Below are 18,783 nucleotides of genomic sequence, written 5' to 3'. Positions count from 1 at the left end.
TCAGCGCCGTTGGCGTGCCGCCCCCACCAGGGCGTCGAAGAGCGCCTGCTGTGCCGGGTCGCGGTCGGCCGTGTCCTCGGGGTGCCACTGCACCGCCGTGAACCACCCTTGCGCGCCCGGGAGTTCGAGCCCTTCCGGGGTTCCGTCGGCGGCGCGGGCGGTCACCGTCAGGCCGGTGCCGAGGCGGTCGACGCGCTGATGGTGGTAGCAGGAGGCCTCGGCCTTCTCCGCGCCGAGAGCACCCTCCAGCAGGGTGCCGCGCTCGATCGCCACCGGGTGCACGAGGTGCCGGTGCTCGCGTTCAGGGCCGCCCATGTCCTGCTCCAGGGTGCCGCCGAGGGCGACGTTCACGGCCTGTAGGCCACGGCAGATCGCCAGCAGGGGGATGCCCAGGTCCAGCGCCCGCCGGGCGGCTTCGAGATCGAAGTCGTCCTGGATGTCGTCGACGTCGTAGACGGCCGCGTGGGTCTCGGTGGCGCCGTAGCGGTGGGGGGCGAGATCGCCGCCGCCCGGGAGCAGGACGCCGTCGAAGCGGGCGAGACGTCCGGCGACGTCACCGGCCGCGGGGTGGATGCTCGCCGGTTCGCCACCCGCCCGCCAGACCGCCTCGATCAGGGCACGGGCGTTGACCTCGGCGGCGTACCGCAAGGCGGAGGTCGTGGCGGAGAAGCGGGCGGGTACGGCGATCAGGGGACGGGTCACAGCTGGATCCAGGTCGTCTTGAGCTCGGTGTACTTCTCCAGGGCGTGCGCGGACTTGTCGCGGCCGTTCCCGGACTGCTTCATGCCGCCGAAGGGGACGGTGAGGTCGCCCTCCTCGTAGCAGTTGACCCAGACCGTGCCCGCCTTCAGGGCCCGGGAGACGCGGTGGGCGGTGGACAGGTCGGAGGTCCACAGGCCGGCGGCGAGGCCGTACTCGGTGGCGTTGGCCAGCCGTACCGCCTCGTCCAGGTCGTCGAAGGCGAGGACGGACAGGACGGGGCCGAAGATCTCCTCGCGGGCCAGCCGCATCCCTGGGTCCACATGGTCGAAGACGGTCGGCTGCAGGAAGCTGCCGCCGGTGTCGGTGAGGGTGCGGGAGCCGCCGGTGAGCAGACGGGCGCCCTCGCTCAGACCCGTGGCGATGTGGTCCTGCACCCGCCCCAGGTGGGCCTCGCCGGCCAGGGCGCCCATCTCGGTGGCCGGGTCGAGGGGGTCACCGACCCGCAGCTCCTGGGCCCGCCGGACGATCGACTCGGTGACCCGGTCGGCGATCGAGGAGTGCACCAGGAGCCGCGAGGGCGCCGTGCACATCTCGCCCTGGTTGAAGAAGATCCCCCAGGCCGCGGTGGCGGCGGCCCGCTCCAGGTCGGGAGCGTCGGGCAGGACGATGTTCGGCGACTTGCCGCCTAGTTCGAGCCAGACGCGCTTGAGGTTGGAGTCGGCCGCGTAGTGCAGGAAGTGGCGGCCCACGGCGGTGGAGCCGGTGAAGGCCAGGACGTCGACGTCGGGGTGGAGTCCGAGGGCGCGTCCGGCGACGGGGCCGTTGCCGTTCACCACGTTGAGCACACCGGGCGGCAGCCCGGCCTCGGTCGCCAGCCGGCCGAGCAGCAGGGCGGACAGCGGGGAGTTCTCGGACGGTTTCAGTACGACCGTGCAGCCGGCCGCGAGGGCCGGGGCGACCTTCCAACCCGCCAGCGTCAGGGGGAAGTTCCAGGGCACGACGGCGCCTACGACACCGGCCGGTTCGCGGGTGACCAGGGCTAGGGCGTCGGGGGCGGTGTGCGGGGACTCGTCGGTGAGCTTGTCGGCGAGCTGGCCGTACCAGCGGAAGGTGTTGATGGCGGCGCGCAGTTCGATGTCGTACGCGTCCGTGATCGGTTTGCCCATCTCCAGGCTGACGGTGAGCGCCAGTTCCGCGCGCCGCTCCTCCAGCAGGTCGGCGAGGCGCAGCAGCACCCGGCCGCGCTCGACGGGCGCGAGGCGTGGCCAGGGCCCGGCGTCGAAGGCCCGCCGGGCCGCGGCGACGGCGGCGTCCACCTCGGCGGCTCCCCCGTCGGCCACCTGCGCCAGCACCTGGCCGTCCCGGGGCGAGACGGCCGCGAAGGTTCCTCCCCCGCCCGGCTCGTCGGCGCCGTCGATGTGATGAGCGCCGGACAGGTGCAGGGACTTGGCACGACTCAGCCACTCTTCGTGGGTGACGGCCGACATGCGGGGCCTCCAAAGTGTCTCGAAATGACAGACAGGTGCGCACCCGCTCCAGTGACAGGCAGATGCGCACCCCTACGACCTACAGCCGCCGCGCCGAGCGCGTCAGCCGACCGGCCACGACACCCAGCACCAGCACCGCCGGAACCGCCGCCTGGAGCCACAGCGCGGTGGTCCGGTCGCCGCCGATGAGGGTCGTGAAGTTCTCGACGATCAGCCAGATCGCCCCGGCGATCCCGAGGGCCCCCAGCACCGGCGCGATCGCCGTGTTCCACATCCGCGTGTCGACCCGCTCGCGCCGGAAGAAGGCGACGACCGAGACCGACGTCAGGAAGTACAGGAGCATGATCGCGAGTACGGCGATACCGCTGCCCCAAGAGAAGAGGGTGAGCACCGGATCCTTGCCTGCCAGCGCGAACGGGATCACCAGCAGGGCGGCGATCGACGTCTGCACGAAGCCCGCGGCGCCGGGCGAGTGCCGGCGGTTGACCTCCGACAGCTTGCGCGGCAGGAGGCCCTCGCGGCTGAGCGAGAACAGATAGCGGTTGGCCGAGTTGTGGAAGGCGAGGATGCCGGCGAAGAGGGACGTGGCCAGCAGGATCGGCAGCACGTCGTTGACCCAGGTACCGAACTGCGCGGCGATCGGCGCGAAGACGAACGCCGTCGAGTCACCGCTCTCCAGGGCCTGTCCGGCGGCCCCGGCCGCCTTCGAGGCGCCGTAGGACGAGATCAGCATCCAGGAGGCGAAGGCGAAGAAGCCGGTGACGAGGGCGACGGCCGCGTAGGTCGCGCGGGGCACCGTTTTCCGGGGCTCGCGGGCCTCCTCGCCGTAGATCGCGGTGGCCTCGAAGCCGATCATCGACGCGACGGCGAACATCAGCGCCACACCCGGCGCCCCGTCCAGCGCCGCGCCCAGGGAGAAGGTGTCCGTGAAGCCGAGCCCCTCGGGCCCGCCGCCCTTGGCGAGGGTGACCAGGGCGAAGACGCTCAGGATGCTGAATTCGGCCAGCACGAACACGGCCAGCACCTTCGCGCCCATCTCGATGCCCAGGGCACCGAGCACCTGCACGATCACCATGGTGACCAGGGCACACACCCACCAGGGCACATCGATGCCGGCGTGGTGCGCCAGCAGCCCGTTCACGGTGGCGCCGTAGAGGCCGTACATGGCGGCCTGGATCGCGCAGTACGCGAAGAGGGCGATCCCCGCGCTGCCGTTGCCGAGGTCGCGGCCGAGGCCTTTGCCGATGTACCGGTAGAAGGCCCCGGCGTCCACCACGTGCCGGCCCATGGCGACGAAGCCGACGGAGAACAGCAGGATGATCAGGCCCGCGGCGAGATACGCGGCCGGGGCACCGGCCCCGTTCCCGATGGCCACCGCGATGGGGACGGCGCCCGCGACGCCGGTCAGCGGCGCCTGGGCGGAGAGGACGAAGAAGAGGATGCCCAGCACGCCGAGAGAGTTGGGCTTGAGCTTGCCTGCGGTGGAGGCGTCGGGCGCGGTCTGGTTGTTCGGGACCGCCGTCTGACTGTCCACTCGGATCACCTGCCAGGGGAAAGGAGGATTTCGTTTCAGGCCAAACGAGTTGCCTTATGGTGGGCTGGAACTATCCGTTTGGCAAGGGGTGCCGCCGAGATTTGTGCGCCCACGCGAAAGGACCCCGGGCCACAGCAGCCCGGGGTCCTCAAAACCGCAGGTCAGCCGTCATTCTCCGGCGTCTCGTGGCCATCGGCGACGAGCAGTCGGAGCAGCCCGCGCAGCTCCTCGATCGCGGCGTCGGTGGTCTCGGGCTCACCGAAGACGAGCTGGTGCAGCACGAGCCCGTCCAGGGCGGCGAAGATCAGCCGGGTCAGCGGGCGTCCGGCGTCCTCGGGGAGCATCCGGGACAGCTCGCGCCGGGTGGCGTCGAAGTAGGCGTCGTAGAGGGCACGGATCTGCGGCAGCAGCTCCGGGCGGCGCCGGGCCTCCAGCAGCAGCTCGTACTGGAAGGCCTGGATGCCCGGATCGGCGATGACCATGTCGGAGACGCCGACCGAGAAGTCGGCGACCTTGCCGGTGCCCGGTTCGAGCGCGCTGGTGTTGAGCGAGGTGCGGATGGCGTGGGCGAGGGCCTCCGCGATCAGCGCGTCGCGCGAGCCGAAGTGGTGGACGACCAGGCCGTGGGTGGTGCCGGCCTCCTGGGCGACCGCCCGGTAGGTGAGCTTGCGCAGCCCGCCCTGCGCCACGACCCGCACGGCGGCGTTGAGCAGGGCTTCGCGGCCCTCGCCGTAGTTCATGCGCCGGCGCGGCTTGCGGTCACCCGGGCCCTCGGGGCCGTCGGAGCCCTCGACTCCCTCGGCGGATGCGGTCATGCTCGCGACCTTACCCGCCGGGTCCGACACCCCGGTCCGGCCGGTCAACGCCGGGGCGGCCGGATGCCGCGGAACTCCCAGTCCCCGCCGAGCGCGGTGGACAGCACCTCCTCGGACTCGGTCGGCTGGGCGCCCACGTCGCTACGAACCGGGGTCGGGCCGGTGACGATGTGATTGGTGAGCCGCCCGAGCCCCTCGACCTCCACCTCGACCACGTCGCCCGGCTGGACGGGACGGGAGTTGGCCGGGGTGCCGGACAGCAGCACATCCCCCGGGTACAGCGTGATCGTGCGGGCGATGTCGGCGACGAGGTAGTGCATGTCCCACTTCATCTCGTCGGTCGAACCGTCCTGTACGACCTCACCGTTGACGTACGTCCGCAGCCGCTTGCCGTGGAAGTCCCAGTCGGTCACCAGGCCGGGCCCGAGCGGGCAGAGGGTGTCGGACCCCTTCACCCGCAGCATCGACCCGGCGTCGGTGTCACGGAAGTCGTGCAGCCCGTAGTCGTTGGCGACGGTATACCCGGCGATGTACTCCCCCGCCTCGGCCGGGAAGATGTTCCGCGCGGTCCGCCCGATCACGATGGCGACCTCGCCCTCGTAGTTGAGCCATTTGCAGCCCTCGGGCCGGACGATCGCACCTTGGTGGGAGTTGAGGGACGAGGTCGGCTTGTGGAAGTAGGTCGGGGTGTCCGGCAGCTCGATCCCGAACTCGTCCACCCGGCTGCGGTGGTTGAGGTGAACGGCGATCACCTTGGACGGAACGACCGGCGGCAGATGCTGTGCGTCCTCGATCTTGACGCGGCGGCCGTCACCGGCGACGAGTTCGTCCCCGTCGACGGTGACCTGGACGGTGGCGCCGTCGAGGAGGAGGCGGCGGTATTCGGGCATGAGGGCTCCTGGAAACGACTAGCTACGGCTGTGAGGGGTGCGCGGGGACTTGGGCAGACCGGTGCCGGTCCAGCCCTCTGCGGGGCGGTCGAACCAGAGGTGGACCTGACCGGTGCCGATGGAGTTCTCGTACTCCCCGTACTGGCGGGCCCTGGCGACACAGGCCTGCTCGCCGAGGGCACCGGCCATCATCAAATAGTGGAAGAACTTCGCCTCGGGCTTGTACTTCCAGAACTCGTCCATGGTGTCGAGGACCTTGTCGTGCCGGCCCTCCTTGAACCAGCCGATGCGCTCATGGTCGGCGGCACGGGCCTCGGGCGTGAAGATGTGCGCCGGGTCGCTCGACTCGTGGTCGCGCAGTTCGCGCAACGGCCAGAAGGTGTGCGACAGGGCACCGGAGGCGATGAGCAGCACCCGCCGCCCCGGCGTGGCGGCGATCCCGTCGGCAAGAGCCCGCCCGAGCCGCAGATGATCCTCCATGTCCCCGGTCTGGCAGACCCCGATGGTCACCCACCGCTTGTCCGGCAGCCCCTCCCCCAGGAACTTCCAGAGGTTGATGGTGGCGTAGTAGATCGGCAGATGGTCGTCCTCGATCGCGGTGATCCAGGTGCCGTGCCTGTCCGCGAACTTCTCGATGTTGCGGGCGAGTTCGGGATCGCCCGGGAAGTCGTACGGCATCCTGCACATCCCGCGCGGCAGTTCCTCGGACGTGAACAGGCCCGCCCGGCGCTGCTGTGCGGTGACGACGAACTCCACGGTCGTGGCCCAGTGGGAGTCGAGGACGACGACGGTGTCGTAGTCGTCCCGGGCGAAGACGTCCTCACGGAGCTCCTGCAGCCCGGTGACGAGGGTGATCTCCTTGCCCTCGTTGAGCTCCAGCCGGTCGGCCTCCGGCAGCACGATGGTGGGGACGTGGGCGAGCAGCCCGGCCCCGACGATCTCACCCATGGCTCTGGCTCCATCCCTCCGGGGCGGTCACGGTGTTCTTCAGGTCGCAGTAGAAGTCGAAGCTCCAGGTGCCGCCCTCACGCCCGACACCGGACTGGCGGGAGCCGCCGAAGGGGGCCTGGAGATCGCGGACGAAGAAGCAGTTGACCCAGACGGTGCCGGCGACCAGCCGCGCGGTGACACGCTCGGCGCGCTCGGGGTCGCCGGTGGCGAGGGTGGCGGCGAGTCCGAACCGGGTGTCGTTGGCGAGGCGTACGGCCTCGTCCTCGTCGGCGAAGGTCTGGAGGGTGAGGACCGGCCCGAAGACCTCCTCCTGCACGATCTCGGAGTCCTGGGCGACGTCGGTGAGCAGGGTCGGCGCGTAGTACTGCCCGTCCAGGCGCCGCCCACCGATGACGGCACGGGCACCACCCTCGACGGCCCGCCGCACGAACCCGTCGATCTTCTCCAGCTGCCGCGGATGGATGTTGGGCCCGATGTCGGTGGCCTCGTCGCGAGGATCGCCCTGCCGCAGCTCCCCCGCCTTCGCGACGAACCGGCGGGTGAACTCCTCGACGATCGTCTCCTCCACCAGCAGCCGCGTCCCGGCGAGACAGACCTGCCCCGCGTTGTCGTACTGCTCCACGGCGAGGTCGACGGCGAGGTCGAGATCGGCGTCCGCGAACACCAACAGCGGTGACTTGCCGCCCAGTTCGAGGCTGAGCGGAGTGAGGTTCGTGGCGGCGGAGGCGGCGATGCGCTTGGCGGTGGGGACCGAGCCCGTGAAGCTGATCCGGCGTACGTCCGGGTGGGAGGTGAGGGCGTCGCCGATCTCGGAGCCGTAGCCCTGGACGACATTGAGGACACCGGCGGGAAGGCCGGCCTCGGCGGCGATGTCGACGAGGAGCGAGGCGGTGAGCGGCGACCACTCGGCGGGCTTCAGCACGACGGTGTCACCGGCGGCGAGCGCCGGGGCGACCTTCCAGGTGGCCAGCATGAGCGGGGCGTTCCACGGGGTGATCAGCACGCAGGGCCCGGCGGGGTCCCACGAGACCTGGTTGGTGTGCCCGCGGGTCTCGAAGTCCTCATGGCCGAGCGTCAGCAACCAGTCCGCGAAGAACCGGAAGTTGTGCGCGACACGGGGCATGACACCACGCCGGTGCGAACGCAGGAGCGCGCCATTGTCCGTGGTCTCGACGATGGCGAGCTCTTCGATCCGCTTCTCGACGCCGTCGGCGATGGCGTGCAGGATACGGGCGCGTTCGGCGCGGGAGGTGGCGGCCCAGCCGGGGAAAGCCTCGCGGGCGGCGGCGATGGCGGCTTCGGCTTCGGCGGGACCGCCGCGGGCGACCTCACCGATGACACTGCCGTCAATGGGAGAGGTGTCGGTGAAGGTGTCGCCGGAGGCGACACGCTTGCCGCCGATCCAGTGCCGGGTGTCGACGGAGACACCGGCAACGGTGATTTTCTCAAGCATGAGAAGGGCTCCATTCATAAGAGAGGGATTGCAATTCCCCAAGGGCGCGGGGCTGTATCGATTTGCGGCTCCGCCGCGTGGGCGGGACAAACCACGACGGACCCGCAGCCCGCCACCGGCACTACTCGGCAGACGCGTCCGACATACCGACCTCCAACAGCCGCCCCCCATCCCAAACCACCCCGACCTGCCGGTAATACGCGGCGATAGGCTCACGAACCTCCAACCGAGCAAGCTCCTCGGTAGGCGCCTCGAAGAGCTCCAACTCCGCGTCCCCCACCCACGGTTGCCCGCCCTCAAAAGAGGCCGCCCCCGACTCGATCAACTCATCAAGAGCCAGCCCCTTCCCCTTCTCGATGGAGGGAAGCCACCGGTGATGAGCCATCGCATGCGCGTTGACGAACCCATTCGAATCGGCCGGCTCCCGAAGGGTGACGACAGCCTGAGCAAGACGGCGATCCGCGGCAGCAAGCGTCGCTCCGAACCGCGCCCCCGCCTCGATCCGAGGAGCGGGCCCATAAGGATGCGGCCGAGTCTGATGAATGGACCCGAGCTTCTTCGGATACCCCTGATGCAGCCCACGAGCGATGGCGAAGTCCTTGTCGACCCAGATGTAGACGCACCGCGAATAGGTCTGTCCCCGGTACTTGCACCGGACGACCGCGAAGGCCTCCTTGTACTGGGACAGCACGGGATCGAGCAGCTCCGCCCCGGACTCCGAGCACGACTGCCAGTCGGCCCAGATCAGAGCAACCGCGCCGGGATCGTCATCCGCCAATTCCAAAGGCTCCGGCAGGAGTTCACGCACCCGCGCCGGATCCGTGCGGTATTCGACGGTCAGCAGGTCACCGGAGTAGCGCCACGGGGGCGATGGAATCAGCGACGAGACACCGCTGCCGGTCTTGGGATGGAAGTAACCACGAACTGAGGACATGACGGAATTCCTTACGCGGTGAGGGCGGGCTGCTTCAGCAGCTGGGCGCGATAGCGGGCGGCCCCCATGGCGGCACTTTGCCCACCGAGCGCGACGACACCGACCAGCCGGCCGTCGGCGTGGTAACCCACGAGGACGTCACCGTCCGGGTCGCCGTCCAGGACACGTACGTCACCGAGGCCGAGAGCGGGCGCACCGAACGACTGCAACCGGAAGTCGTGCTGGTCGCTCCAGAAGGTGGGCAGGGGCGCGAAGGGAGCCAAATCGACGTCAGAACCCCCCAGATGAGCGGCCAGCGTCCGCGCCGCATGCTTGGCCGTATCGGTCGGAATGGACCAGTGCTCGACACGACGGGACACCCCGTCATAGCGGGCGTTGGGGAATCGGGCCACGTCACCGACGGCCACGACCTCCGGCCGGCCGCCGACCCGCAACTGCCCATCGGTCAGCACACCATCAGCGAGATCGAGCCCATTCCCGTCCAGCCACTCGGTGTTGGCGACGGACCCGACCGACTCGACGACCACGTCGGCGGGCAGCACCCGCCCGTCGGAGAGCACGACCCCGGTGACCCGTTCCTCGCCCTCGAACCCGGCGACCCCGGTACCGAGCGCGAAACGCACCCCGCGCTCCTCGTGGCGCTTCAGCAGGGCCCGCGCGAGCAGTTCCCCGAGCGGCCCGACCATGGGCAGAGCCAGCGGGTCGACCACGGTCACCTCACGCACACCCAGCCCTGCGGCGGTGGCGGCGACCTCGCAGCCGATGAACCCGGCGCCGACCACGACCACGCGGACGCCGGGGCGGGTCAGCTCGTCACGCAGGCCCTGGGCGTCGGCGAGGGTGCGGACGGTGTGGCGTCCGGCGAGCGGGCCGGGGCAGCGCAGTCGCCGGGGCCGCATGCCGGTGGCGACGACCAGTCCGTCGTACGGCAGCTGGGAACCGTCGTCGAGTACGACGGTCCGCTCGGCGAGCCGCGCCGCGACGGCCTTCGTGCCCAGTCGCCACTCGACGTCGGCGGCGGCCGCCTTCGGTGTGAAGGCCAGTGATGCGAAGGGGGCTTTGCCGGCGAGGACCTCCTTCGACAGCGGAGGCCGGTTGTAGGGCATGTGGGGCTCGTCTCCCACGACGGTGATCGCGCCGGTCCAGCCGGCCGTGCGCAGCTGCTCGGCCGCGCGCAGGCCGCCCATCGAGGCGCCGGCGACGACTACGCGTCCGGTCATCGGGCTCAGCCCTCGATCCGGATGGCCTGGAGCGGGCAGACGTCGGCGGCTTCCTCGACCTCGTCGCGCAGGGCGTCGTCGGGGTCGGAGACGTACACCAGGCGTCCGTCGTCGTCCATGGAGAAGACGTCGGGGGCCGCGAAGACGCACTGGCCGTGGTCCTGGCACTTGTTCATGTCGACTACGACCTTCATGGCCGGTCCTCCTGGGAGTGAGGGCGTCGGAGCGGTGACGAAGGGGATGGAGGGCCCGGCCGGTCTGCGGCCGGGCCCCGTGGCCAAAGGGGTGCGAGAGCCGCACCCCTGACTCGTTTGGCTTCAAACAACATAGGAAGCAGCCGGGCCCTGGTCAATACCTGTCCAGGTGGATAAATTTTTGGGGCCGCCCCCTTGCGGGACGGCGAACCTCTCCATACCGTTCGGGTTCAAACGACGACGACCCCGGGTCGCCCTCCCCCACTCCGCACCCTGTGCTCAGGTCGTCCGCACACCCCCTTTTTTTCCGGACACCCCCCTTTCCCATCCGCCCCGAGGAGACATCGGTGAGCGATCACGACATCCCAGACATCCGCCGCCACATGGAACGGCTCACCGCCGACGGTGTGGACGTGGTCCGGGTGATCTATCCCGACCTCATCGGCACCGACCGCGCCCGTGACGTCCTGGTGGACCATCTGCCGTCGGCCGAGGCGCACGGTCTGGCCTTCTGCCGGGCCGTCTACCACACCAGCCCGCAGGGCGACGTGGTCCCGGTCGCGGGCGGTCTGGACGCCGGCCTGCCCGATGTGACGGTGCGCCCGGACCTGTCCACGCTCGCCCCGCTGCCCTGGGAGCCGGGCGTCGCCACCTGCCTCGGTGAGGTCACCGACCCGGCGACCGGCGCCCCCGCCCCGGAGTCACCGCGCGATCTGCTGCGCACGGTGCTGGCGCGCTGTGCCGAGCAGGGTCTGCGTCCGATCGTGGGTCCGGAGCTGGAGTACTTCCTGCTGGAGCCCGCCCCGGGCACCCCCACGGGCTGGCGCCGCTCGCCCGAGACGACCGGCGCCGTCTACACGGCCGGACTGCGCGCCGACCCCGACAACCATCTGCTGCGCACCCTGCGGCACCTGCGTGACCTGGGCATCGGCGTGATCACCGGCAACCACGAGTTCGACGGCGGCCAGTACGAGATCAACCTCGTCCACTCCGAGGCGCTGGACGCGGCCGACCGCTCCTTCCGCTTCAAGGCCGCCGTGAAGGAGCTGGCGCGCAAGGAGGGCCGGCTCGCCACGTTCATGGCCAAGCCGTTCGGCGACGCCGGCGGCTCCGGCTTCCATCTGCACTTGTCCTGCGACGACGCCGAGGGCCGCAACGCCTTCGACGACCCCGCGGGCGCGTACGGTCTCTCGGCCGCGGCCCGGCACGCGATCGCCGGCATCGTCGCCCACGCGCCCGCCCTCGCCGCACTGCTCAACCCGACCGTCAACTCGTACAAACGCTTCGGCCCGGACACCCTCGCGCCCTGGCTGATCGACTGGGGCCTGGACAACCGCAGCGCCATGGTCCGCATCCCGCCCGAGCGCGGCGCCGGCGCCCGGCTGGAGCTGCGTCTCGGCGACGCGAGTGCCAACCCCTATCTGGCCGTCGCCGCCACGCTCGCCGCCGCACTCCTCGGCATCCACGCGGGCGAGGAGCCGCCGCCCCCGCTGGAGGGCTACGGCTATGACACCGCCCGGTCGGCGCTGCTGCCCACCGACCTGTCCGCCGCGCTCGACGCGCTGGAGGCGGACACCGCCCTCGCCGAGCTGCTCGGCAAGGACTTCACCACCTCGTACCTCACCTACAAGCGCAACGAGGTCGAACGCTTCCAACGGCACGTCACCGACTGGGAGTTCACCGAGTACGCCTACCACCTGTAATGCCATGGAGCCACTGATGACCTCCGCGTCCGAGCCGATGCCGCTCGCCGATGTGAATCTCGCCGACCTCGACAACTTCACCGACGGTGTGACGCCGTGGCGCATGTTCCACACCCTGCGCCATGAGGACCCGGTGCACTGGCAGCCGGAGGAGGCCCCCAACTCGGGCTTCTGGGCGGTGACCCGGCACGCCGACATCGCCCGCGTCGACCGCGACCCGGACACCTTCACCTCGACGAGGTTCGTCAATCTCGAAGAGGTCGACGACGACCAGATCAAGAAACGCGCCTCGATCCTGGAGATGGACGGCGTACGGCACCGTGCGCTGCGCAGCGTCATCCAGCGGCAGTTCGGCGCGAGCGTCATCAACAGCTACGCCGACTTCCTGCGCGGCCTGACCGCCACGACCCTGGACACGGCCCTGGCCAAGGGCACCTTCGACTTCGTCGCCGACGTCTCCGCGGACTTCCCCATCAACGTCCTCGCGCGGCTGCTCGACGTACCGCCGGAGGACAACCAGCAGCTCATCGACTGGGGCAACCGCATCATCGGCAACACCGACCCGGACTACGCGGATGTGCTGCTGCACAGCGAGGAGAGCGAGAAGTACCGCGATCTGCCGTTCCGCTCCCCCGCGTCCATCGAGGTCTTCGAGTACGGCCGTGAGCTGGCCCGGCAGCGGCGCGGCGGGGACGGCACGGACCTGATCTCCAAGCTCGTCAACACGACCCCGCGCGACGGCGTCCCGCTCTCCCCGCGGGACTTCGACAACTACTTCCTGCTCCTGGTGGTGGCCGGCAACGAGACCACCCGGCACACCATCTCCCACTCGATGCTGGCCCTCCTCCAGCACCCCGAGCAGCTGGCCCGGCTCAAGGACGATCCGTCCCTGATCCCCACGGCGGTCGAGGAGTTCCTGCGCTGGGCCTCCCCCGTCTACCACTTCCGCCGCACGGCCACGCGGGACGTCGACCTCGGCGGCAAGCGGGTCAAGGAGGGCGACAAGGTCGTCATGTGGTTCGCCTCCGGCAACCGCGACGAGAAGGTCTTCGGCAACCCGTACGACTTCGACGTCACCCGCACCGACAACGACCACGTCACCTTCGGCAAGGGCAGCCCGCACCTGTGCCTGGGCAATCTGCTCGCCCGCACCGAGATCCGCATCATGTTCGAGGAGCTGATCCCGCGCATCGCCGACATCCGGCTGGCCGGCGAGGTGCCGCGCGTGCGGTCCAACTTCGTCAACGGCATCAAGAAGCTGCCGGTCGAGGTCACGCTCGCCTGACCGAGAGGGCGTGGTGGAAGACGTCACGGGGGTCCCACTTCGCCTTGACGCGTTGGAGGCGGCGGTAGTTGTCGCCGAAGTAGAGGGTCTGCCAAGGCGCGCCGGTGTTGCGGGCGGGGTCGGCGAGGTCCGTGTCGGGGTAGTTGATGAAGGCCCCGTCGGCCGCCACGGGGGCACCGCCGGTGTCGGCGTACAGGTCCTCGTAGAGCTCGCGGAGCCAGCCGATGTGCCGGGCGTCGTCCTTGGGGTCCTCCCAGCCGTTGGCGTAGAACATCTTGATGCTCGCGCCACGGTGGGGTGTCGCGGTGGCGTCCGGGGCCATGGTGTTCACCTTGCCGCCGTGGGTGTAGAGGCTGACGCTGCCGCCCGGGTGGTCGTAGTCGGACCGGGTGAGGTGGTGGTGCAGGGTCTCGATCTGGCGGTCGGTGAAACGGCGGCGCAGATAGCCCGACTTGACCTTCAGCCGGTAGACGGGGCCGGGGTCGCCGGGCGAGCCGGCCAGGGCGGCGGCCAGCCAGGACTGGTTCCGCAGCGTGCGCACCGGCTGGACCCGCACGCCCCGGTTGACCGCGGCGAGGTACTCGTCCAGCATCCGCTGGGCGCCGGAGTCCGCCGCCACCTGCCCGATCATGAGGACCGTCCCCGACACCCGGCGGGTCAGGGCGAGTTCGCTGTAGAGGGCGAGGTACGGGGAGTCGGGGGCGCTGTGCCGCTCGGCCCACTCGCTGTGGTTGCGGACCAGCCGGGCGAACGACGCCTGGTCCAGCCGTGCCCAGTCCCAGGTGAGCGAGAAGCTCAGCACCCCGGACGGCGGTGCGGGCAGCAGGCGGGACGGGTCGTCGCCGGAGGCGCCGGGGGTCCGGAACCAGTAGCGGGTGACGATGCCGAAGCTGCCGCCCCCGCCGCCGGTGTGCGCCCACCACAAGTCCCGGTGCGGATCGGAGGGTTCACGTGTGGCCACCACACTGCGCGCCCGGCCCGCCCGGTCCACGACGACCACCTCGACCGCGTACAGATGGTCGACGGACAGCCCCATCAGCCGGGACAGCGGACCGAACCCGCCGCCCAGCACATGCCCGCCGACCCCGACGTCCGCACACCAGCCGGCCGGGACCGTCACTCCCCAGCCGAGATACAGCCGCCGGTACACCTCGCCCAGCAACGCACCGGCCTCCACGGCGAAGGCGCGGCGGCCCGGGTCGTACGAGACATCCGTCATCGCGGACATGTCGACTACGACCTCCACCGCCGGGTCGCCCACGAACTCCTCGAAGCCGTGGCCGCCGCTGCGGACGGTGATCCGCCGGCCGCTGTCGACCGCCTGCTGCACGGCCCTTACGACATGTGCGGTCGTGCCGACGACCCAGACGTGCTCCGGGCTGCCCACGAACCGCCGGTTGTAGCCCCGGGACGCCAGGGACCGGTACCGCGGCTCGCCGCGTCCGACCATGGCCGCTCCGGGTGGTGCGGGGCAGGGTGTCCCCTCCCCGGCCGCCGCCGCGATCCCCGTGCCCAGCCCGGGCGCCACGACCCCCGCCGTCGTGGCGACCACGCCGCCGCGCAGCACGTTCCTCCTGCTCAACGCATTCATCACAGCTCCTCGTCTCGCCTCGCTCTCGACAGTCATGAAGCTAGGGCGCGAGGGCGTGCGGGGCAGTCGTCCCAGCCCCCGGATCGCGGTGGTGCCAGCACCCCGAAAATCGCGTGCCGTCGCACGGCGGTCGGCAGTACTGTCCCGGCGTGATCGATGACGACGGCTACTTCGGAGAGAACATCGCGGCCGGCTACGACGACTCGGCGGCGGACATGTTCCGGCCCGACGCGGTGGACCCGGCGGTCGACCTGCTGGCCGAGCTCGCCGGCGACGGACCGGCGCTCGAACTCGGCGTCGGCACCGGCCGGATCGCGCTGCCGCTGGCCGCCCGAGGGATTCCGGTGCACGGCATCGACATGTCCCGCGCGATGGTGGACCGGCTCCGCGCCAAGCCCGGCGGCGACGCCATCGGGGTGACGATCGGGGACTTCGCGACGACGCGGGTGGCGGGCGAATTCACGCTGGCCTACCTGGTCTTCAACACCATCGGCAATCTGACGACCCAGGACGCCCAGGTCGACTGCTTCCGCAACGCGGCCGCGCATCTGCGGCCCGGCGGAAGCTTCGTGGTCGAGGTGGGCATGCCCGATCTGCGGCGACTGCCTCCCGGGCAGAGCGCCGTCCCGTTCCACATCAGCGACACGCGCTGGGCGTTCGACACCTACGACGTCGCCACCCAGGCCATGAGCTCGAACTACGTCACCATCGTCGACGGCCGTGCCGAGCACTGGTCCATCCCGTTCCGCTACGTCTGGCCGGCCGAGCTGGACCTGATGGCCCGGCTCGCCGGCCTGCGTCTGCGCGACCGGTGGGAGAGCTGGAAGCGCGAGCCGTTCACCAGTGAGAGCGGCCGACACGTGTCGGTGTGGGAGAAGCCGGGCGGCTGAGGAGCGCGCCAGAGGTCAGGGGTTGGTCCAGGCCTCGGGATCGTCGGCGAGGTGCAGTACGTCGTCGGGGAGCTTGGCCGCGGCGACATCGGCCAGGGTGACCTCGCCGAGGATCTTGCGGACGTTGGCGCGTACGGCGATCCACAGCGGCAGCAGGGATTCCGCGGGGCCGATGTAGGAGAGGTCGGGCGGGCGCACGCCGCGCACCGAGACCAGGGGGCCGTCCGCCACACGGATCACCTCGGCGATGGCGATCGAGTCCGCCGGACGGGCGAGCCGGTAGCCGCCCTTGCCGCCCCGCTGGCTGACCACGAGGCCGCCCCGGCGCAGATCGCCGAGGATGCCCTCCAGGAACTTGTGCGGGATGCCCTGCGCGTCGGCGATCGCCTCGGCCTTCAGCGGGGTGTCGTCTCCCGCCGCGGCCAGCTCCAACGCCGCCCGCACCGCATAGTCCGCTCTGGCCGAGATCCGCATGCCGAGATTATCCCTCACCGCCGCGCCGGTCCCCACCGGCCGCCCCCGGGTCAGTCAGGCCGGGAGGCTGAACGGAGGGTGCGCGCCGTTGAGGAAGTAGTCCCCGACCTCGCGCAGCCGGTGGGCGACCGGTTCGCGCAGGGTGTGTGTGCGCGTGTCGCGCCAGAAGCGGTCGAGGCCGTGCCGGGTGAGGGCGGCGGACGTGCCGACGGCGTCCAGCGCACGGGTGGTGATGTCCTGCGCGGCACGGGCGGCGGCGGCCTCGGCCGCGCTGGCGAGGACGGCGATCTCCGCGCACTCCTCGTCATCGAGGTTCTCACCGCGCGCGAGGCCACGGGTCAGGGCGTCGACGGCCTGGTCGGCGAGGGCGGATGCGGCACGTGCGGTGACGGCGAGTTCGCCGTAGGCCGTGACCACGTACAGGTCGGGCCGGTACGGGTCCTGCCGGTACGGGTCCTGCGACAGGCCGCCGCCCTGCCAGGGCTGGGGTGAGAAAGGCGGTCCCTGTGATGTCACCGCCCGTCCGTGCTCCCGGACTTCGCCGAGGAGCCCTTCCGCGACGCCGAGACAGAACTGGGCCGACACCAGCCGTGCCGTGGGCGCGGCGAGGCCGGCGAAGGGTGACAGGGCACCGTCGTCGGCGGAGAGCGAGCCGAGTACGTCGTCGTGCGCGACCGGCACGGAGTCGAACGCCACGCCGCCGGCCGCGGCGAGACGCCGACCGAAGGTGTCGCCGCCTCCTCCGCTCACCAGGCCCGGGTGGGCGGGGTCGACGAGGACGGCGAGGGGCTCGCCGGTGCCGGGTACGGCGGCGCGGACCAGCAGCCGGTCGGCGACGCCGACTCCGGAGCCGTAGCGCTGCTGCCCGTCCAGCAGATAGCCGCCCGCCGCGGGCGCCAGCAGGAGCGGCGGTTCCTGTGAGGCGATGCCGCCGCCCCAGAACCACTGCCCCGCCGCGGACGCCCGCTCGATGCGTGCGACACGGTCGGGTGCGGCGAAGAACCGGGCGCAGTGGGACAGGAAGTAGTGGCTGCCCAGGAGATGGCCCACGGCCCCGTCCGCGGCGGTGACGGTCCGTACGACGGTGTAGGCGGTCCGCCAGTCCACGCCCGCCCCGCCGCGCTCGGCCGGTACGAGCAGGGTCAGCAGCCCCGATTCACGCAGCCGCGCGATCTCGTCGAGCGGGAGCTTGCCGGCCTGTTCACGCTCGACGGCGTCCGTGGCGAGATCGTCGGCCAGTTCACGCGCGATGTGCGGCCAGTCGCCGGGCCCGGCGCTCCAGTCGACCGTCCCGTCCGGCGTCACACCCGCGCTCCGCTCGGGGTCGCCGAACGGAGCGGGCGGGGCCGGTGGGGCGATCGTCATGGCGTCATCCTCACTCGCTCCGCGGACGGGGGTCAATACTTCCCTAGTAATTCGGTAGGAAAACTAGGGATACGGTCCCGGCCTGGCCAATTCACGCTCCCGTACGGCGCGTTCGCGACCGTGCTTCGGCGAAGGGGATCTGTGCCGAGGGGGTGGCCTGCCTCCCGAAGGGGTGCTGCCACAGGCCCTCCGCCTGGAGCCTGGGCAGGACGCCCTCGCCGAACCAGTACGCCTCCTCCAGGTGCGGATAGCCGGAGAGGACGAACTCGTCGATGCCGAGGGCGTGGTACTCCTTGATCCGCTCGGCGACCTCGTCGTGGCTGCCGACCAGGGCGGTGCCCGCGCCACCGCGCACCAGCCCGATACCGGCCCATAGGTTGGGGTGGATCTCCAGCCGTTCGCGGTTGCCGCCGCCGTGCAGGGCGAGCATGCGCTGCTGTCCCTCGGACTCGCTGCGGGCCAGCCCGGCCTGGATGGCGCGGATGTCCTCGGGGGCGAAGCCGTCGAGGATCCGGTTCGCCTCGGCCCAGGCCTGCTCCGAGGTGTCACGGGTGATGACGTGCAGCCTGATCCCGAAGCGCAGGGTGCGCCCCTGCTGCGCCGCCAGCCCCCGGATCCAGGCGATCTTCTGCGCGACCTGCGCGGGCGGCTCGCCCCAGGTGAGATAGACGTCGACATGCCGGGCGGCGATCTCCCCGGCGATGGGCGAGGAGCCCCCGAAGTACACCTCGGGCACCGGGTCGGGCACGCGGGCCAGCCGCGCGTCCTCGACCTGGAGGTGCTCGCCGTGCAGATCGACGGTCTTGCCCTCCCACAGCCCGCGCACGATCTGGAGGAATTCGCCGGTACGGCGATAGCGGTCGTCCTTGTCGAGGAAGTCGCCGTAGGCCCGCTGCTCGTGGCTCTCCCCGCCCGTCACCACGTTCAGCAGCAGCCGTCCGCCGCTCTGCCGCTGGAAGGTGGACGCCATCTGCGCGGCGAGCGTCGGCGAGACGAAGCCGGGCCGGAAGGCGACCAGGAACTTCAGGCGCTCGGTGTTCTGGCTGACCATGGCCGTGGTGAGCCACGCGTCCTCGCACCAGGCGCCGGTCGGGGTGAGGGCGCCGACGAAGCCCAGGTCCTCGGCGGCGCGGGCGATCTGGCTCAGGTAGGCCACCGTCGGCGGCCGGTCACGCCCGGACTCCGTGGCGGGGGTGCCGTGGCCACCGCCGACGACGTGGCGGCTGTCGCCGTTGGTGGGCAGGAACCAGTGGAAGGTGAGGGACATGGGGGTTCTCCGATCGAGGGGTTCGCGG

The 18,783-nt window shown here is 70.9% G+C and carries 17 protein-coding genes; 3 read left to right on the top strand and 14 right to left on the bottom strand.

Annotation, left to right across the window (positions count from 1 at the left end):
* From IE325_RS42975 to IE325_RS42930, 10 genes are all read right to left on the bottom strand, one after another.
* Positions 1 to 702, bottom strand: coding sequence for a gamma-glutamyl-gamma-aminobutyrate hydrolase family protein (locus IE325_RS42975; RefSeq protein WP_190075648.1), 702 nt, complete (start codon positions 700 to 702; stop codon positions 1 to 3).
* Entirely contained in the window at positions 699 to 2,189 is a 1,491-nt protein-coding gene (locus IE325_RS42970; protein WP_190075647.1) for an aldehyde dehydrogenase, read from the bottom strand. Before IE325_RS42970 ends, IE325_RS42975 begins: the two co-directional genes overlap by 4 nt.
* A gap of 79 nt (positions 2,190 to 2,268) precedes the next feature.
* Positions 2,269 to 3,723 carry an APC family permease gene (locus IE325_RS42965; RefSeq protein ID WP_190075646.1) on the bottom strand — a complete coding sequence of 485 codons (1,455 nt, stop codon included), beginning with the start codon at positions 3,721 to 3,723 and terminating at the stop codon, positions 2,269 to 2,271.
* A 161-nt stretch (positions 3,724 to 3,884) separates the two neighbouring features.
* Positions 3,885 to 4,538 (bottom strand): TetR/AcrR family transcriptional regulator, encoded by a 654-nt coding sequence (locus IE325_RS42960; RefSeq protein WP_190075645.1) that lies wholly within the window; start codon positions 4,536 to 4,538, stop codon positions 3,885 to 3,887.
* 44 nt (positions 4,539 to 4,582) lie between these two features.
* Positions 4,583 to 5,428 (bottom strand): fumarylacetoacetate hydrolase family protein, encoded by an 846-nt coding sequence (locus IE325_RS42955; RefSeq protein ID WP_190075644.1) that lies wholly within the window; start codon positions 5,426 to 5,428, stop codon positions 4,583 to 4,585.
* 18 nt (positions 5,429 to 5,446) lie between these two features.
* Positions 5,447 to 6,376, bottom strand: coding sequence for a 3,4-dihydroxyphenylacetate 2,3-dioxygenase (locus IE325_RS42950; RefSeq protein ID WP_190075643.1), 930 nt, complete (start codon positions 6,374 to 6,376; stop codon positions 5,447 to 5,449).
* The gene (locus tag IE325_RS42945; protein ID WP_190075642.1) at positions 6,369 to 7,832 is read right to left on the bottom strand and encodes an aldehyde dehydrogenase; all 1,464 of its coding nucleotides are present in this window, start codon (positions 7,830 to 7,832) and stop codon (positions 6,369 to 6,371) included. Before IE325_RS42945 ends, IE325_RS42950 begins: the two co-directional genes overlap by 8 nt.
* Before the next feature lie 121 nt (positions 7,833 to 7,953).
* Positions 7,954 to 8,766, bottom strand: coding sequence for an acetoacetate decarboxylase family protein (locus IE325_RS42940; RefSeq protein ID WP_190075641.1), 813 nt, complete (start codon positions 8,764 to 8,766; stop codon positions 7,954 to 7,956).
* An 11-nt stretch (positions 8,767 to 8,777) separates the two neighbouring features.
* Positions 8,778 to 9,986, bottom strand: a complete 1,209-nt coding sequence (locus IE325_RS42935) for an NAD(P)/FAD-dependent oxidoreductase (protein WP_190075640.1) — start codon at positions 9,984 to 9,986, stop codon at positions 8,778 to 8,780.
* 5 nt (positions 9,987 to 9,991) lie between these two features.
* Positions 9,992 to 10,180 (bottom strand): ferredoxin, encoded by a 189-nt coding sequence (locus tag IE325_RS42930; protein ID WP_190075639.1) that lies wholly within the window; start codon positions 10,178 to 10,180, stop codon positions 9,992 to 9,994.
* A gap of 383 nt (positions 10,181 to 10,563) precedes the next feature.
* On the opposite strand from IE325_RS42930, the gene IE325_RS42925 reads away from it, so the two are divergent.
* Complete coding sequence (locus tag IE325_RS42925) at positions 10,564 to 11,883, top strand: glutamine synthetase family protein (RefSeq protein WP_190075678.1); 1,320 nt, start codon at positions 10,564 to 10,566, stop codon at positions 11,881 to 11,883.
* Positions 11,884 to 11,899: 16 nt separating this feature from the next.
* Positions 11,900 to 13,168 (top strand): cytochrome P450, encoded by a 1,269-nt coding sequence (locus tag IE325_RS42920; protein WP_229912465.1) that lies wholly within the window; start codon positions 11,900 to 11,902, stop codon positions 13,166 to 13,168.
* On the opposite strand, the gene IE325_RS42915 is transcribed toward IE325_RS42920, so the two are convergent.
* Positions 13,155 to 14,759 (bottom strand): FAD-binding oxidoreductase, encoded by a 1,605-nt coding sequence (locus IE325_RS42915; protein ID WP_190075637.1) that lies wholly within the window; start codon positions 14,757 to 14,759, stop codon positions 13,155 to 13,157. The genes IE325_RS42920 and IE325_RS42915 overlap by 14 nt on opposite strands.
* Positions 14,760 to 14,908: 149 nt before the next feature.
* Between IE325_RS42915 and IE325_RS42910 the strand changes: the two genes are divergently transcribed.
* The gene (locus IE325_RS42910; RefSeq protein ID WP_190075636.1) at positions 14,909 to 15,649 is read left to right on the top strand and encodes a class I SAM-dependent DNA methyltransferase; all 741 of its coding nucleotides are present in this window, start codon (positions 14,909 to 14,911) and stop codon (positions 15,647 to 15,649) included.
* Positions 15,650 to 15,664: 15 nt separating this feature from the next.
* Here IE325_RS42910 and IE325_RS42905 read toward each other — a convergent pair whose 3' ends face one another.
* The 3 genes from IE325_RS42905 to IE325_RS42895 form a co-directional block, all read right to left on the bottom strand.
* Positions 15,665 to 16,123 carry an RrF2 family transcriptional regulator gene (locus tag IE325_RS42905; RefSeq protein WP_190075635.1) on the bottom strand — a complete coding sequence of 153 codons (459 nt, stop codon included), beginning with the start codon at positions 16,121 to 16,123 and terminating at the stop codon, positions 15,665 to 15,667.
* 54 nt (positions 16,124 to 16,177) lie between these two features.
* Positions 16,178 to 17,488, bottom strand: a complete 1,311-nt coding sequence (locus IE325_RS42900; RefSeq protein ID WP_190075634.1) for an acyl-CoA dehydrogenase family protein — start codon at positions 17,486 to 17,488, stop codon at positions 16,178 to 16,180.
* Positions 17,489 to 17,579: 91 nt separating this feature from the next.
* Complete coding sequence (locus IE325_RS42895) at positions 17,580 to 18,755, bottom strand: LLM class flavin-dependent oxidoreductase (RefSeq protein WP_190075633.1); 1,176 nt, start codon at positions 18,753 to 18,755, stop codon at positions 17,580 to 17,582.
* Positions 18,756 to 18,783 lie beyond the last annotated feature (28 nt).

This window comes from Streptomyces lanatus, assembly GCF_014655715.1.
Lineage (GTDB): Bacteria > Actinomycetota > Actinomycetes > Streptomycetales > Streptomycetaceae > Streptomyces > Streptomyces lanatus.
This window is presented reverse-complemented; position numbering and strand designations above follow the sequence as displayed.

Coding starts and splice junctions, on each gene's coding strand:
- IE325_RS42935 (WP_190075640.1), bottom strand. CDS start 9,986: ATGACCGGACGCGTAGTCGTCGCCGGCGCCTCGATGGGCGGCCTGCGC.
- IE325_RS42960 (WP_190075645.1), bottom strand. CDS start 4,538: ATGACCGCATCCGCCGAGGGAGTCGAGGGCTCCGACGGCCCCGAGGGC.
- IE325_RS42955 (WP_190075644.1), bottom strand. CDS start 5,428: ATGCCCGAATACCGCCGCCTCCTCCTCGACGGCGCCACCGTCCAGGTC.
- IE325_RS42900 (WP_190075634.1), bottom strand. CDS start 17,488: ATGACGATCGCCCCACCGGCCCCGCCCGCTCCGTTCGGCGACCCCGAG.
- IE325_RS42915 (WP_190075637.1), bottom strand. CDS start 14,759: ATGAATGCGTTGAGCAGGAGGAACGTGCTGCGCGGCGGCGTGGTCGCC.
- IE325_RS42970 (WP_190075647.1), bottom strand. CDS start 2,189: ATGTCGGCCGTCACCCACGAAGAGTGGCTGAGTCGTGCCAAGTCCCTG.
- IE325_RS42945 (WP_190075642.1), bottom strand. CDS start 7,832: ATGCTTGAGAAAATCACCGTTGCCGGTGTCTCCGTCGACACCCGGCAC.
- IE325_RS42925 (WP_190075678.1), top strand. CDS start 10,564: ATGGAACGGCTCACCGCCGACGGTGTGGACGTGGTCCGGGTGATCTAT.
- IE325_RS42920 (WP_229912465.1), top strand. CDS start 11,900: ATGACCTCCGCGTCCGAGCCGATGCCGCTCGCCGATGTGAATCTCGCC.
- IE325_RS42930 (WP_190075639.1), bottom strand. CDS start 10,180: ATGAAGGTCGTAGTCGACATGAACAAGTGCCAGGACCACGGCCAGTGC.
- IE325_RS42895 (WP_190075633.1), bottom strand. CDS start 18,755: ATGTCCCTCACCTTCCACTGGTTCCTGCCCACCAACGGCGACAGCCGC.
- IE325_RS42950 (WP_190075643.1), bottom strand. CDS start 6,376: ATGGGTGAGATCGTCGGGGCCGGGCTGCTCGCCCACGTCCCCACCATC.
- IE325_RS42940 (WP_190075641.1), bottom strand. CDS start 8,766: ATGTCCTCAGTTCGTGGTTACTTCCATCCCAAGACCGGCAGCGGTGTC.
- IE325_RS42905 (WP_190075635.1), bottom strand. CDS start 16,123: ATGCGGATCTCGGCCAGAGCGGACTATGCGGTGCGGGCGGCGTTGGAG.